Genomic DNA, 14,001 nt, shown 5'->3' with positions numbered 1-14,001 from the left:
CACCGACTGCGCGGTGCCACCCACCACCGGCGGCCGCGAACGGACACGGACGGCGCGCGGGACCAACCCCCTGATCATTGGCGGTGCCACTATATCGGCCCTGTCATGACACGCCGAGCGGGCCGGGCCCGCGCTCAGCGTGCCAGCAGTTCGATGATCTCCGTGGTGATCTCTTTCGGTCGCTCGGCCGGCAGGATGTGGCCCGCGCCGGGCAGCTCGACCAGCTTGGCGCCGGCGATGCCGTCGGCCAGCATCCGGGCGATCATGTCGTAGCCGGGTGCGTCGCTGTCACCGACCGCTACCAGGGTCGGAGCCTGGATCAGGTGGAGCAGCGTCGATGGCCGGTCGGTGTCGTCGGGCAACTCGAACGACTCGGTGACGGTCTGGTTGGCCAGTGCCACCCGGGTCGCCGGTGCCATCTCGTCGGCGATCGCCCGCAGCTCGGGCGACCATTCGCGGACCGGGCCCCGGACCCACATGTCGAGGTTGAGCGCGAGCGCCCCGTCGATGTCACCGGCTTCCAGCAGCTCGCCCTCCGCGGCGCCGTAGGCGCGGACCTCGGGGCCCCAGTCCCAGCCGCTGACCGGGGCGGCGAGCAGGCCGAGGTGGGTGACCCGATCGGGCCAGCGGGTGGCGAACTCCAGGCTGACGTAGCCGCCGAGCGAGTTGCCGACCACCGCGGCCCGGTCGATGCCCAGCCCGTCGAGGAGCGCGGCCAGGTCGTCGCGGTGCCGGAAGCCGTCCGTCGGCGGCGGCGTGGCGCCGAACCCGCGCAGGTCGTAGCGGATGACGGTGTGTGTGGCGGTCAGGCCGCCGGCAACCAGGTCCCAGCTGCGGTGGTCGGCGACGCCGCTGTGCACGAGCACGACGGGCGGGCCGGAGCCTTCGACAACGGTGTTCATGCACTCCTCGATCGAGCGGCGACAGGTTTCCGCGCCCAGTAGACCGTGCCTGTCCACCGATTTTCGGGGCGGGCCCTGGCGCGTCTAGAGATCGAAGAGTTCGCGCAGGCTGGCCGAGATCTTGGCCATGCTGGCGCCGGTGAGCAGGCCGAGCCGCTCGGCACCGATCGAGGCCGGCAGCCGCCGCATGCGGTTGAGCACCACGACGCCGGAGATCGGGTCGGTCTCGGCCAGGGCGATGGCGAACGGCGGCAGGTCTTCGGCGTTGCCGCGCTGCCGGACGACCGGCGCGCAGAACGGGGCCGCGGCCGGGCGGTCGTTGTGGGCTTCCGAGGAGAGGACCACCACGCGGTAGCGCAGATCGGCGCGTTGGCCGATCGTCCACACCTCGCCCTGTTTCAACGCGTGCTCACCCACCAATCACCGCCGATCGTACGGGTCGTCACGCGTGATCGGTGCGCGCCGCCATCGGTATTTCGAGCGCGACCACGCCGCGCATGTCGAGCCAGGCCCGGTCCGGGGTACGCACGAGGCGCATGGTGACTTCCTCGCAAATCGGGCAGCGGACGACCAGGCCCGGCGCGTGGTCGTACACGCGCATCTGGGCGACCATCCCGTGCGTGCCGCAGTGGGCGCAGGTGCCCTGCGCCATCGAGAGGTCGACCGCGAAAATGTCCATGAACGGGCCGGCGAGGGCGTTGCCGTCGGTGTAGTCGTCGATCATCACTGTCTCCCTAGGGCCCGTTGAGTCTCTCAGGGGCCCGCTGAGTCGCCTCAGGGCCCGCTGGGCCCGAAGCGTTCGGTTTTGACCTTGCGCGCCGCGTGGCCCTGCGCGACCAGGATGTTGGCCACCGCCTCGACGAACCCGGTCGGGCCGCAGACGAAGCACGCCGGCATCAGGTCCGGCGGCCAGCTGTGCGTGGCGACCGCGGCCAGCCCGAGGCGACCGACCTGGCCACGCCATTCGGGCGGCGCTTCGCGCGTGTACGCGTACGCGATGTCAAGGCCCATGTCGTCTCTGAGCCTGGTTCTGAGCTCGTCGGCGTAGATCGCGTCGGCGGGCGTGCGCACCGAGTAGATCAACCGGAACGGCACCCGGCTGCCGGCCGCGGCCCGGGCCCGGATCATGGCCATCAGCGGCACGAGGCCGGAGCCGCCGCCGATCAGGACGACCGGGTCGGTGTCGGTGTCGCGCCAGACGAACCAGCCCCCGATCGGCCCGCGGATCTCGATCGGGTCGCCGATGTTCATACCTTCGAGCAGATATGGGGACACCTCCCCGTCGGGCACCCGCTGCACGGTCAGCTCGACCCGGTTGCCGTCGACGGAGTTGGCGATCGAGTAGGAGCGCTCGGTCGAGTAGCCGTCTTCGGCCGTCAACTTGACGTCGACGTGCTGCCCCGGCAGGTGCCCGGGCCAGTCGGGCACCTGGAAGATCAAGGTGCTCGCGGAGTCGGTCTCGCGCCGGTAGCCGGTCAGGGTGGCGACGTGCCACTCCAGCCGGTTGGTGCTCAGTCGCCTTGGTACCGCTGCTCGCGCCATGGGTCCCCGTAATCGTGGTAGCCGGCGGTCTCCCAGAAGCCCGGCTCGTCGGCGAGCATCAGCTCGAGGCCGTGCACCCACTTGGCGGACTTCCAGAAGTAGAGATGTGGAACCAGCAGCCGGGCGGGCCCGCCATGCTGCGGCTGGAGCGGCTCACCGTCGTACTCGTAGGCGATCCAGGCCTGCCCGTTGAGCAGGTCCTCCAGCGGCACGTTGGTGGTGTAGCCCCCGTAGGAGTGCGCCATCACGTAGTCGGCGGCGGTCTCGACGTCGTCGAGCAACGTCTGGACGGCCACGCCCTTCCAGTGCGTACCGAGCTTCGACCACTTGGTCACGCAGTGGATATCGGTGGTGATGTCGTCGGCCGGTAGCGAGGTCAACTCCTGCCAGCTCCACTGTTTCCGCTGCCCGGTCTCGGTGGAGACGTAGAACTGCCACCCCTCGAGGTCAATCCGAGGGGTCGGCCCGGCGGACAGCACCGGAAAGTCATGAGTCAGGTATTGGCCTGGCGGCAACTTGGCGTCACCCGACCGCCGACGGCCGAAGAAGCCCGGCGAAACGATGCCCATCCCCAATGTCATACCAGCCTGGAGATCGCCGCGACACAAACTACGGCGAGCCGGTCCGGTAATTCCCGCCCAACTCCCTTTGGCGGGTCTCAACCGCGATGGCCATTGGCCGCGCGGAGGCTCGCGCTCGAATCTTCGGCCTGGATCCGGCGCACGCCCTCGCATCTCCGACTCCAGCCAGCCGGTAGGCCTCTCATCTGCTGAGGGTTATCCCCGGGATGTCCGACTCCCGTTTGTCCCGCCCACGGGCGACGCCGCCGGCCGCCTCGGCGCCGTGGGCGCCGCCGCTTGTCTCCGCCCATGGCGGACTCGGCGGCGGCGGCCTTTCGCGGGGTGGGACCGACGCTCGTCCGGCCTGCGGCCGATGTCGTCGGCGGCCTCTTCGCCGGGTGGGCACTGCCGCTTGTCTCGCCCATTGCCGACTCGTCGTCGCGGCCTCGGCGCGGAGGTGAGCGCCGCCGCAAGTCCCGCCCGCGGCCGGTGTCGTCGGCGGCCTCTTCGCCGGGTGGGCCCCGCCGCTTGTCCGGCCCACGGCCGACTCGTCGTTCCGTGGCCTCGGCGCGGTGGGCGCCGCCGCTTCGCCGACCGTGGGCCGACTCGCGTCGGCCGAATCTTCGCGGATTGGGCGCTGCCGCTTATCCGGCCCACGGCCGACTCGTCGTTCCGTGGCCCCGGCACGCGGTGGGCACCGCGGGGTTCGGGCCGGCCGCCCGACGGCCGGCCCGGGCGACTCGGCCGGGCTCAGTCGTGAGTAGCGGCACTTCCCCTAATGCGTCCTAGGATGGAGTCGACCTCGGCGCCCGAGCCTGGCGGCGGCAAGGTGGCGGCTTTCGAGTACGGCCGCGCGGGGTATTCCGCCTTCGCGTCGTGCGCGGCACCCCGGCACGCCGGCACGCCAATGTCGACGGCGCCTCACAGCGAGCCACCGCCGCAACCTGAGGTCAGCTGGACGGAGACGGCGCCCACACCCCGAGGCCACAACCACGACCGTCGCGGCATCCGACACGGCCGGGCACCGCGCGACCGGAACCCCGAGGCAACGGGCCCGAAACGGTGACGCCGAGCGGACGGCGACCGCGCAGACGTGCGGCAGTGAGCATGACCCGCGCCGGAGGGAGCGGGATCAGGTTCGGTGGGCCCGGTTGGGTCAGCGGAGGCGGGAGAGGTGGCGCATCTTGTTCATGGCGTCCAGGGCGGCGACCTTGTAGGCCTCGGCCAGCGTCGGGTAGTTGAAGACCGCGTCGACGAGGTAGTCGACCGTGCCGTTGCAGCCCATGACGGCCTGGCCGATGTGGACGAGTTCGGTGGCGCCCGTGCCGAAGATGTGGACGCCCAGGAGGCGGCCGTCGTCGGAGCCGACGAGGAGCTTGAGCATGCCGTAGGAGTCGCCGATGATCTGGCCGCGCGCCAACTCGCGGTAGCGGGCGATGCCTACTTCGAAGGGAACCCTGGCTTCGGTGAGGTCGTCTTCGGTGCGGCCGATGAAGCTGATCTCGGGGATCGTGTAGATGCCGATCGGCTGCAGCGCGGGCATCGCGCGGACCGGCTCGTCGCAGGCGTGGTGTGCCGCCAAACGGCCCTGCTCCATCGACGTGGAGGCCAGGGCCGGGAAGCCGATCACGTCGCCGACCGCGTAGATGTGTGGCACCGAGGTCCGGAAGTTTTCGTCGACCGCGAGGCGCCCGCGGGCGTCGGCGGATAGGCCGGCGGCCTGGAGTGCCAGGTCGGGGGCGGTGCCCTGGCGGCCGGCGGAATACATCACGGTGTCGGCGGCGATCTTCTTGCCGCTCTCCAGGACGGCCATTGCACCCTCGGCGTAGCGCTCGACGGACGCGACCGACTCGCCGAAGCGGAAGGTGACCGCGAGGTCGCGAAGGTGGTATTTCAACGCCTCGATCACCTCGAGGTCGCAGAACTCGAGCATCCGGTCGCGGCGCTCGACAACCGTGACCTTGGTGCCGAGCGCGGCGAACATCGACGCGTACTCGATGCCGATCACCCCGGCGCCGACGACCACCATGGACCGAGGCACCCGCTCCAGGTTGATGATCCCGTCGGAGTCGATGATCGTGCGCTCGTCGAAGTCGACCGACGACGGCCGCGCCGGGCGGGTGCCGGAGGCGATGACGACCTTGGCCGCGCTGGCCCGCGACTCCCGGCCCCGGGCGTCGGTCACGTTCAGGGTGTTGGCGTCGGCGAACGTGCCGAAGCCGCTCAGCAGCGACACCCGGTTGCGGGTGAGCTGGTTGCGGATCACGTCGACCTCACGGCCGATGACATGCTGCGTGCGGGCCGCGAGATCCGCGACGGTGATGTCTTCCTTGAGCCGGTAGCTCTGCCCGTACATCTCCCGTTGGTTGAGCCCCGTCAGATAGAGCACCGCTTCCCGCAACGTTTTCGACGGAATCGTGCCGGTGTTGATGCACACCCCGCCGATCATGTTGTCGCGTTCGACTATCCCGACCCGCCGGCCCAACTTCGCCGCCGCGATCGCCGCCTTCTGTCCGCCAGGCCCCGACCCCAGCACGAGCACGTCAAAGTCGTACATGCGGCCAGTCTGACAGTCTCACGTCAAGTTTTGGGATCTCGATTTTCGCCCGTGGACAGCAGGCGGCTGACGCCGGACCCGTTCTCCGGCGCGCGAGGCCCGGCGCGTCGACGATCAGACGTATAGGCGGCTGACGGTTTCGGCTACGCAGACCGGCTTCTCGCCCGCATCGGACTCCACCGTGACGCGGGCGACCAGCTGGACGCCACCGGCGACCGGGTCGACGCTGGCGATTTCGGCGCGGACGCGGATCGAGGTGCCGACGCGGACCGGGGCCGGGAAGCGGACTTTGTTGAGGCCGTAGTTGACGCCCATCCGGGTGCCCTTGACCGTGTAAAGGGCTCCCACCAGTGCTGGCAGCAGCGACAAGGTCAGGAAGCCGTGCGCCACGGGGCCACCGAACGGGCCCGCCGCGGCGCGTTCGGGGTCGACGTGGATCCACTGGTGGTCGTCGGTGGCGTCGGCGAAGAGGTTGACCCTCGCCTGGTCGATGGGGTGCCACTCGCCGGGCCCCAGGGTTTCGCCGACCGCGGCGGTCAGCTCCTCGACGGATGCGAACTCGCGCTTCATGCCAGGTGTCCTCCGATCTCGGTGTAGCCGCGGAGCAGGTCGCGGGAAATGATCAGGCGTTGCATCTCGTCGGTGCCCTCGAAGATGCGCAGGAGGCGGACCTGCCGGTACCAGCGTTCGATCGGCAGCTCGCGGGTGTAGCCCATGCCGCCGTGGATCTGGAGCACGCGGTCGACGACGTCGTTGACCATGCGGGCGCCGTAGAGCTTGGACATCGACGACGCGTGGCGCGCGTCGAGGCCCTGGTCGACCGTCCACGCGGCCCGCAGGATGAGCCACCGCGCGGCCTCGAGCTCGGTCTCCGAGTCGGCGATCATCCACTGGATCGCCTGGTTGCTCGACAGTGGGCGGCCGAAGGTCTCGCGGGTGTTGGCGTGCTCGATCGCCATCCGCAGGGCGCGCTCGGCGGTGCCGATGGCGTGGGAGGGGATGATGTAGCGGCCCTTGCCGATCCACTGCATGCCCAGCGCGAAGCCCTGGCCGACCTCGCCGAGCACGTTGCGGGCCGGGACACGGACCGAATCGAAGACCAGGGAGGCGGGGCCGCCCTCGCCCATCGTCGGGATGAACTCCGACCGCCAGCCCATCGACCGGTCGACGAGGAACGCCGTGCTGCCGCCGTTGCGGACGTCCCGCTCAGGATCGGAGACCGCCACCACGATGGCGAAGTCGGCGTCGTTGCCGTTGGTGATGAAGGTCTTCTCGCCGTCGAGGATCCAGTCGTCGCCGTCGCGGCGTGCGGTCATCCGGATGTTGGCCGCGTCGGAGCCGGCGCCCGGCTCGGTGATGGCGAAGCACGAGATGCGCTCGCCCTCGATGGTCGGCAGCAGGAACTCGGCCTTCTGCTCCTCGTTGGCGAAGAACAGGATGTTGTCGGCCTCGCCGCCGAACCGGAACGGCACCCACGAGCGGCCGATCTCGGTCCAGATCAGGGACTGCATGACGGCTGGCAGGTCCATGCCGCCGTAGGCCTCCGGGGTCGCGAGACCCCAGAAGCCGAACGCCCGTGCCTTGCCCTGCAGCTCGCGCAGCTCGTCGAGGCGCAGCCCGGGCTCGTGGGCGCGTTCGCGGCGCAACACCTCCTGCTCGAGCGGCATGACCTCTTTGCGGATGAAGGCTCGGGCGGTCTCCCGGATCGCCTTCTCCTCGTCACCAAGCGAAAAGTCCACGATGGTCCTCCCCAGACCGGCGGTGTTAGCGGGCGCCGCCGTTGACGTAGAGCGTCTGGCCGCTGACGTAGGACGCGTCGTCGCTGGCCAGGAACGCGATGACGGCGGCGACCTCGTCGGGCTGGCCGACCCGGCGCAGCGGGGTGTTGTCGGCCACCATCTTCTGGTGGTCTTCGGGCGCGGCGCCGACCCTGGTCGCGGTCGCGGCCGTCATCGCGGTGGCGATGTAGCCGGGCGCGACGGCGTTGACGTTGATGTTGAACGGGCCGAGCTCGATCGCCAGCGTCGCGGTCAAGCCCTGCACGCCCGCCTTCGCGGCGGCGTAGTTGACCTGGCCCCGGTTGCCAAGCGCCGACCGGCTGCTCAGGTTGACGATCTTGCCGTAGCGGGCCGTCACCATCGGCTTCTGCGCCGCCTGGCAGCACAGGAACATGCTGGTCAGGTTGGTGGTGATGACGGCGTCCCACTCGGCGGCCGGCATCTTGAACAGCAGGTTGTCGCGGGTGATGCCGGCGTTGTTGATCAGGATGTCGAGCCGGCCGTGCTCGGCCACGACGGCGTCGACCATCGCGGTGACGGCCTCGGCGTCGGTCACGTCGCAGCCGTAGGCCGTGGCCACGCCGCCGGCGGCCTTGATCTCGTCGGCCGCCGCGGCGCTGCGGTCGGCGTCGAGGTCGACCACCGCGACCCGGGCACCCTCGCTGGCCAGCCGGCGCGCTGTGGCGGCGCCGATCCCCTGGGCCGCGCCGGTCACGATCGCGACCCGATCGGCGAACCTGTCACTCATCTGGAAATCTCCCTGCTCAGGTTGTTGGTTCAGCGTTCGACGAGCACCGCGGTGCCCTGGCCGACGCCGACGCACATGGTGGCCAGGCCACGCCGGGCGCCGGTGCGGCGCATGCGGTGCAGCAGCGTGGTGATGATGCGGGCGCCGGAGCAGCCCAGCGGGTGACCGATCGCGATCGCGCCGCCGGACGGGTTGACCCGCTGCTCGTCGAGGCCCAACTCGTCGACCACGGCGAGCGTCTGGGCGGCGAACGCCTCGTTGAGCTCGGCGGTCTCGATGTCGTCGAGCTTCCAGCCGCGCCGGTCGAGGACCCGGCGGGTGGCCGGGACGGGGCCGATGCCCATCACGTCGGGGTGCACGCCCGCGCTGGCACCGCCGACCCATCTGCCGAGCGGCTCGACGCCCAGCTCGCCCAGCGCGTCTTCGCTGACCAGAACCAGCGCGGCCGCCCCGTCGTTGAGCGGCGACGAGTTGCCGGCGGTGACCGTGCCATCGGCCCGGAACACCGGTTTGAGCGCGCCCAACTTGGCCAGCGTCGTGTCGGCCCGGATGCCCTCGTCGACCTCGACCGTGGCGCCGTCGGGGCGGGTCACCGGCAGCAACTCGGCCGCGAAGTCGCCCGCCGCGGTCGCCGCCGCGGCGGCCTGGTGGCTGCGCAGCGCGAACGCGTCCTGCCGCTCCCGCGAGATGTCGTAGCGGCGGGCCACCTCCTCCGCGGTCTCGCCCATGCTCAGCACACCGTGCAGGTCACGCATCCGCGGGTTGACCAGCCGCCAGCCGAGCCGCGTGTCGACGATCTCCATGCCGCGCGGCAGCCCCTCCTCGGGCCGCGGCAGCACGAACGGCGCCCGGCTCATCGACTCGGACCCGCCGGCCACCACGATGTCGGCGTCACCCGCGGCGATCGCCCGCGCGGCGCTGGTCACCGCCTCCATCCCGGACGCGCACAGCCGGTTGAGCGTCGCGCCCGGCACCGTCTCGGGCAAGCCCGCGAGCAGCACCGCCATCCGGGCGACGTTGCGGTTGTCTTCGCCCGCCTGGTTGGCCGCGCCCCAGTAGACGTCGTCGACCCGCGCCGGGTCGAGCCCGGGCAGGTCGGCGAGGACCCCCGACAGCGCCCGCGCGGCGAGATCATCCGCGCGGACCGCCGACAGCGCGCCCTTGAGGCGTCCGATGGGGGTACGCCGTGCCGCGGCGAAGTAGACCGGTCGCATCGTGTGTGCCTGACCTCTCCTGGCTCAGAAGGCGGCGACGCCGGTGAGCGCCCGCCCGATGAGGAGTTGCTGTATCTCGCTGGTGCCCTCGTAGAGCGTGGTGACCCGGGCGTCGCGCAGATATTTGCCGACCGGGTATTCGTCGATGTAGCCGTAGCCGCCGAACACCTGGACCGCGCTCTCGGCGGCGCGGACCGCGGCCTCGCTGGCGAACAGCTTGGCCATCGACGCCTCGGTGCCGAACGGCTGGCCGCGGTCGATCAGGTCGGCGACCCGCCAGACGAGCAGCCGGGCGGCCGCCGTGTCGACGGCGATCTGGGCCAGGTGCCGCTGCACGAGTTGGTGACCGGCGATCGGCTTGCCGAACTGGGTGCGCTCGCCGGCATAACGCACCGACGCGTCGAGGCAGGCCTGCGCGAGCCCGACGCAGCCGGCCGCGAGCGACATCCGGCCCTTGTCGAGAGTGGACATAGCGATCTTGAAGCCGTGGCCCTCGGCGCCGAGCCGCGCCGCGTCGCCGACGCGTACGCCGTCAAAGGTCAGCTCTGCCGTTGCCTGGCCCCGCAGGCCCAGCTTGCCGCGCACCTCGCGGCGGGTCAGGCCTGGCGTGTCGGTCTCGACCAGGAACGCGGTGACGCCGCGCGGACCGGCCCCACCGGTGCGGGCGAAGACCAGCGCGACGTCGGCCCAGGTGCCGTTGGTGATGAACATCTTGGAGCCGCTGAGCAGCCAGTCGTCGCCGTCGCGGACGGCCTTGGTGGTCAGGTTGGCCGCGTCGGAGCCGGTGCCGGGCTCGGTCAGCGCGAAGCAGCCCAGCGCTTCGCCGGAACACAGCCGGGGCAGCCACGTCGCGCGCTGGCTGTCGGACCCGTGTGCCGCGATCGTCTTGGCGACCAGGCCCAACGAGACCGACACGATGCCGCGCACCGCGGAGTCGCCCCGGCCGAGCTCTTCGAGCACCAGGCAGTAGGTCAGGTGGTCGCCGCCGGAACCACCGGCCTCCTCCGGGATGGTCAGACCGAGGAAGCCCAGGTCACCGAGGCGTTTGACGATCGAACGGTCAACCGCCTCGCGCCTGTCCCACTCGGCGGCGTGCGGCGTGACCTCGCGCGCGACGAAGTCGGCGGCGAGCGAACGACTCGCTTCGTGCTCCGGTGACAGGATGAGGTCCACGCAGATAAACTAACGGTGGTAGTTTTAGCTTGTCCACCCCGACACGAAGAGATGTGCGTCAACCGGAGAGGAGTGCCGACGATGCCCCGACCGCGCCAGGCGCTGCTCACCCGGCAGCGCATCGTCGACACGGCGGCCGAGCTGATCGACGCCGAAGGGCTCGAGGCGGTGTCGACCCGGCGGCTCGCGGCGCAGCTGGGCGTGCGCGGCCCGTCGCTCTACAACCACTTCCCCAACAAGGACGCGATCCTCGGCGCGGTCGCCGACGCGATCACGGCCGACGTCGACATCGGTTGTTTCGCCACCCACGAGTGGCCCGAGGCGCTGCTCATCTGGGGCCGGTCCTACCGGGCCGCCCTGGCCGCGCACCCGCACATCGTTCCCTACCTCGCCCGCGGTCCGGGCCGGCGACCGCGCGCTCTGGCCATGGCCGACGCGGTCTACGGCGGCCTCGTGCGGGCCGGCTGGCCACCGGCGCGCGCGACCCACATCGGCGCGCTGATGCGCTACCTGGTGGCCGGTTCCGCGCTCGGCTCGTTCGCCCGCGGCTTCGCCTCCGACCCGGCGATCTACGTGTCGTCCGACTACCCCCACCTCGGGCAGGCCCACCGGCTCGCCGCCCATCAGCGCGAGGTCGACGAGGGCGCCTTCGAGCTTGGGCTGGAAGCCGTCATCAAGGGCCTCCGGATCACGTATGAAGAGGTGGTCGGTGACGCGCCGCACCGATTCCACGGCACTGCCCGCTCCGCCCCCACCGGGAGGTAAACGCATGGACCAGACCGACGCCGGCCGGGCCGCCGCGAAGGTGGCCGACCGCGACCGTCTCTACATCGACGGCGACTGGGTGACGCCACTCGACGCCCTCCCGATGCCGGTGCAGGACCCGGCGACCGAAGAGGTCGTCGCGCACGTCCCGGCCGCCGGCAGCGCCGACGTCGACCGCGCGGTGGCCGCCGCGCGGGCCGCGTTCGGCCGGTGGGCCGGGCTGTCCCCCGCCGCCCGCGCCGACCACCTCGACCGGCTGCTCGCGGCACTCACCGCGCGGGCCGGGCAGATCGCCGCGACCGTCTCCATCGAGGTCGGCACCCCGTTCAAGGTCTCTCAGCGGGTGCAGGCCGGCTTGCCGCAGTTCGTGCTGCGCGACTACGCGGCACTGGCCCGCGAGCCGATCGAGCCGGAGACGATCGGCAACTCGCTGGTCTTCCGCGAGCCGGCGGGCGTGGTCGGCGCGATCACGCCGTGGAACTACCCGCTGCACCAGGTGGTCGCCAAGGTCGGCGCCGCACTCGCCGCCGGCTGCACGGTGGTGCTCAAGCCGGCCGAGTTGACGCCGCTGACGGCCTACCTGCTGTTCGACGCGATCGACGAGGCCGGCCTGCCGCACGGCGTGGTCAACCTGGTCACCGGTTCGGGTCCGGTCGCCGGGTCGGCCCTGGCCGCACACCCCGACGTCGACGTCGTCTCGTTCACCGGCTCGGCGGCCACGGGCGCGGCGATCACCCGGATGGCCGCCGACCGCATCGCCCGCGTGACGCTGGAGCTGGGCGGCAAGTCGGCCAACGTGATCCTGCCCGACGCCGATCTGGCCAAGGCGGTCAAGGTCGGCGTCGGCAACGCGTTCCTCAACGCCGGCCAGACCTGCACGGCGTGGACCCGCATGCTCGTCCACCGCTCCCTCTACGAGGAGGCCGTCGAACTGGCCGCGGCGGCGTCGTCGGGCTACGTGACCGGCGATCCGTTCGACCCGGCCACCCGGCTCGGCCCGCTGGTGTCCGAGCGCCAGCGCGACCGGGTCCGCACCTACATCGACAAGGGCCTGGCCGACGGCGCCCGGCTGGTCTCCGGCGGTCCCGACGCGGCGGTGCCGGCCCGCGGCTTCTTCGTCGCGCCGACCGTCTTCGCCGACGTCGACCCCGACGACACGATCGCCCAGGAGGAGATCTTCGGCCCGGTCCTGTCGATCATCCCGTTCTCCGACGACGACCAGGCGGTCGAGATCGCCAACAACTCCCGCTACGGTCTTGCCGGCGCGGTCTGGTCCGGCGACGAGGAGCGGGCCCTCGCGGTCGCCCGCAGGCTGCGCACCGGTGCGGTCGACATCAACGGCGGCGCGTTCAACCCACGGGCTCCGTTCGGCGGCTACAAGCAGTCCGGCGTCGGCCGCGAGCTCGGCGCGCACGGCCTGGCCGAGTTCCTCGAGACGAAGGCCATTCAACGATGAAGGCATTGATCGTTTCGGCTACGAAGGAGCAGCCGCACGTCGCCGACGTGGTGTTGCCGCCGGTCGGGCCGGGCGAGGTGCGCGTGCGTATCCGGGCCGCCGGCGTCTGCCACTCCGACCTGTCGATGGTCAATGGCACGCTGGCGCCGTCCTACCCGCTGATCCTCGGCCACGAGGCCGCCGGCGTGGTGGTCGAAGTAGGCCCGGAAGGCCCCGGCGGCCGCGTCGACGTGGGCGACCAGGTGGTCCTCAACTGGGCGCCCCCATGCCGCGAATGCTGGCACTGCACCCACGGCGAGCCGTGGCTGTGCGCCGAGGGCGGTCGCCCGTCGGCGCCGCGCGGCCGGCTGGCGTCCGGCGAGGCGACGCACGTGACGCTCGGCCTCGGCGCGCTGGCCGAGGAGGTCGTCGTCCCGAGCCACGCGGTCATCCCGGTCCCCGCCGACCTGCCAGCGGATGTCGCCGCGCTGCTGGGCTGCGCGGTCCTGACGGCGACCGGCGCCGTCAACCGCACGGCCGCGGTCCACGCCGGCGAGTCGGTCGTCGTGATCGGCCTCGGCGGCGTCGGTCTGGCCACCCTGAACGCGGCGCGGGCGGCGGGCGCCGACCCGGTGATCGGCGTCGACCTGAGCGAGGCCAAGCGCGACCTGGCACTCGCCGCTGGTGCCAGTCACTTCCTGGTCTCCGACGACGGCATGCCCAAGGCGGTCCGCGGCCTGACCGGCGGCCGCGGCGCCGACCACGCGATCGAGTGCGTCGGCCGCTCCGCGACGATCGGCGCCGCGTGGCGCGCGACCCGCCGCGGCGGCCAGGTCACGGTGGTCGGCATGGGCGCCCGCGACGACCTGGTCAGCCTCGGCGCGCTCGACATCTTCCACTCCGCGCGCACGCTGCGGTCGTCGGTCTACGGGTCGTCCGATCCGGACCGGGACCTGCCCGCGCTGGCCGCCGCTGTCGGCGACGGCTCGCTCGACCTGACACCGCTGATCACCGACCGCATCCCGCTGGAGGCAGCCCCGGACGCTTTCACCCGCATGTCCCGCGGCGAGGGCGCGCGCTCCGTCGTCCTCTTCGACTGACCTCAACCAACGGCCTGCCCGCCTGTCGGGCGGCGGCAGATCGCGCGTTCAGGCCAGCGGTACGGCCAATCGCGGACCGCACGGCGTAGGCGGGATGGGCATGACATCACGCGGCGGGGCGCGAGCCGGGCGTCAAGATCGACCGGCTGTTCACCGGCACGATCGCGACGTCGGCGCAGCAGCGGGCACTGGTCGACGGCATCGTGCGACTGGCGCACACGCTCGGC

14 protein-coding genes are annotated in these 14,001 nt (G+C 71.6%); 3 read left to right on the top strand and 11 right to left on the bottom strand.

Annotated elements, in window-relative coordinates; genetic code table 11:
• Positions 1 to 134: 134 nt before the first annotated feature.
• The 11 genes from AB0J74_RS25975 to AB0J74_RS25925 all read right to left on the bottom strand — a co-directional run bounded on the left by AB0J74_RS25975 (position 135) and on the right by AB0J74_RS25925 (position 10,474).
• Positions 135 to 902 (bottom strand): alpha/beta hydrolase, encoded by a 768-nt coding sequence (locus AB0J74_RS25975; RefSeq protein ID WP_363452279.1) that lies wholly within the window; start codon positions 900 to 902, stop codon positions 135 to 137.
• An 84-nt stretch (positions 903 to 986) separates the two neighbouring features.
• Complete coding sequence (locus AB0J74_RS25970) at positions 987 to 1,319, bottom strand: type II toxin-antitoxin system PemK/MazF family toxin (RefSeq protein WP_363452278.1); 333 nt, start codon at positions 1,317 to 1,319, stop codon at positions 987 to 989.
• A 25-nt stretch (positions 1,320 to 1,344) separates the two neighbouring features.
• Positions 1,345 to 1,626: a DUF6510 family protein gene (locus AB0J74_RS25965; RefSeq protein WP_363452277.1), complete on the bottom strand. Its 282-nt coding sequence runs from the start codon at positions 1,624 to 1,626 to the stop codon at positions 1,345 to 1,347.
• Between the two features lie 50 nt (positions 1,627 to 1,676).
• Positions 1,677 to 2,444: a ferredoxin reductase gene (locus AB0J74_RS25960; RefSeq protein WP_363452274.1), complete on the bottom strand. Its 768-nt coding sequence runs from the start codon at positions 2,442 to 2,444 to the stop codon at positions 1,677 to 1,679.
• On the bottom strand, positions 2,414 to 3,013 hold the full coding sequence (locus AB0J74_RS25955) for a sulfite oxidase-like oxidoreductase (protein WP_363452271.1): 600 nt from the start codon (positions 3,011 to 3,013) through the stop codon (positions 2,414 to 2,416). The genes AB0J74_RS25960 and AB0J74_RS25955 overlap by 31 nt, the downstream gene beginning before the upstream one ends.
• A 1,147-nt stretch (positions 3,014 to 4,160) precedes the next feature.
• The gene (sthA, locus tag AB0J74_RS25950) at positions 4,161 to 5,561 is read right to left on the bottom strand and encodes a Si-specific NAD(P)(+) transhydrogenase (protein WP_363452269.1); all 1,401 of its coding nucleotides are present in this window, start codon (positions 5,559 to 5,561) and stop codon (positions 4,161 to 4,163) included.
• A gap of 114 nt (positions 5,562 to 5,675) precedes the next feature.
• Positions 5,676 to 6,131 (bottom strand): MaoC family dehydratase, encoded by a 456-nt coding sequence (locus AB0J74_RS25945; RefSeq protein ID WP_363452266.1) that lies wholly within the window; start codon positions 6,129 to 6,131, stop codon positions 5,676 to 5,678.
• Positions 6,128 to 7,300 carry an acyl-CoA dehydrogenase family protein gene (locus tag AB0J74_RS25940; protein ID WP_363452264.1) on the bottom strand — a complete coding sequence of 391 codons (1,173 nt, stop codon included), beginning with the start codon at positions 7,298 to 7,300 and terminating at the stop codon, positions 6,128 to 6,130. The genes AB0J74_RS25945 and AB0J74_RS25940 overlap by 4 nt, the downstream gene beginning before the upstream one ends.
• Positions 7,301 to 7,325: 25 nt before the next feature.
• Complete coding sequence (gene fabG / locus AB0J74_RS25935; RefSeq protein ID WP_363452262.1) at positions 7,326 to 8,087, bottom strand: 3-oxoacyl-ACP reductase FabG; 762 nt, start codon at positions 8,085 to 8,087, stop codon at positions 7,326 to 7,328.
• Between the two features lie 29 nt (positions 8,088 to 8,116).
• Positions 8,117 to 9,301 carry an acetyl-CoA C-acyltransferase gene (locus tag AB0J74_RS25930; RefSeq protein WP_363452260.1) on the bottom strand — a complete coding sequence of 395 codons (1,185 nt, stop codon included), beginning with the start codon at positions 9,299 to 9,301 and terminating at the stop codon, positions 8,117 to 8,119.
• Between the two features lie 24 nt (positions 9,302 to 9,325).
• A complete protein-coding gene (locus tag AB0J74_RS25925; protein WP_363452258.1) occupies positions 9,326 to 10,474 on the bottom strand; it encodes an acyl-CoA dehydrogenase family protein in 1,149 nt (382 codons plus the stop codon).
• 81 nt (positions 10,475 to 10,555) lie between these two features.
• On the opposite strand from AB0J74_RS25925, the gene AB0J74_RS25920 reads away from it, so the two are divergent.
• Genes AB0J74_RS25920 through AB0J74_RS25910 form a run of 3 tightly spaced genes read left to right on the top strand, consistent with a single transcriptional unit; the run spans position 10,556 to position 13,774 of the window.
• The gene (locus AB0J74_RS25920; protein ID WP_363452256.1) at positions 10,556 to 11,239 is read left to right on the top strand and encodes a TetR family transcriptional regulator; all 684 of its coding nucleotides are present in this window, start codon (positions 10,556 to 10,558) and stop codon (positions 11,237 to 11,239) included.
• 4 nt (positions 11,240 to 11,243) lie between these two features.
• Positions 11,244 to 12,695 (top strand): aldehyde dehydrogenase family protein, encoded by a 1,452-nt coding sequence (locus AB0J74_RS25915; protein WP_363452254.1) that lies wholly within the window; start codon positions 11,244 to 11,246, stop codon positions 12,693 to 12,695.
• Positions 12,692 to 13,774, top strand: a complete 1,083-nt coding sequence (locus tag AB0J74_RS25910) for an alcohol dehydrogenase catalytic domain-containing protein (protein WP_363452252.1) — start codon at positions 12,692 to 12,694, stop codon at positions 13,772 to 13,774. Before AB0J74_RS25915 ends, AB0J74_RS25910 begins: the two co-directional genes overlap by 4 nt.
• Positions 13,775 to 14,001: the final 227 nt, after the last annotated feature.

Source organism: Asanoa sp. NPDC049573, assembly GCF_040676615.1.
Lineage (GTDB): Bacteria > Actinomycetota > Actinomycetes > Mycobacteriales > Micromonosporaceae > Asanoa.
This window is presented reverse-complemented; position numbering and strand designations above follow the sequence as displayed.

Coding starts and splice junctions, on each gene's coding strand:
- AB0J74_RS25965 (WP_363452277.1), bottom strand. CDS start 1,626: ATGATCGACGACTACACCGACGGCAACGCCCTCGCCGGCCCGTTCATG.
- sthA (WP_363452269.1), bottom strand. CDS start 5,561: ATGTACGACTTTGACGTGCTCGTGCTGGGGTCGGGGCCTGGCGGACAG.
- AB0J74_RS25910 (WP_363452252.1), top strand. CDS start 12,692: ATGAAGGCATTGATCGTTTCGGCTACGAAGGAGCAGCCGCACGTCGCC.
- AB0J74_RS25960 (WP_363452274.1), bottom strand. CDS start 2,444: ATGGCGCGAGCAGCGGTACCAAGGCGACTGAGCACCAACCGGCTGGAG.
- AB0J74_RS25930 (WP_363452260.1), bottom strand. CDS start 9,301: ATGCGACCGGTCTACTTCGCCGCGGCACGGCGTACCCCCATCGGACGC.
- AB0J74_RS25975 (WP_363452279.1), bottom strand. CDS start 902: ATGAACACCGTTGTCGAAGGCTCCGGCCCGCCCGTCGTGCTCGTGCAC.
- AB0J74_RS25955 (WP_363452271.1), bottom strand. CDS start 3,013: ATGGGCATCGTTTCGCCGGGCTTCTTCGGCCGTCGGCGGTCGGGTGAC.
- AB0J74_RS25920 (WP_363452256.1), top strand. CDS start 10,556: ATGCCCCGACCGCGCCAGGCGCTGCTCACCCGGCAGCGCATCGTCGAC.
- fabG (WP_363452262.1), bottom strand. CDS start 8,087: ATGAGTGACAGGTTCGCCGATCGGGTCGCGATCGTGACCGGCGCGGCC.
- AB0J74_RS25945 (WP_363452266.1), bottom strand. CDS start 6,131: ATGAAGCGCGAGTTCGCATCCGTCGAGGAGCTGACCGCCGCGGTCGGC.
- AB0J74_RS25915 (WP_363452254.1), top strand. CDS start 11,244: ATGGACCAGACCGACGCCGGCCGGGCCGCCGCGAAGGTGGCCGACCGC.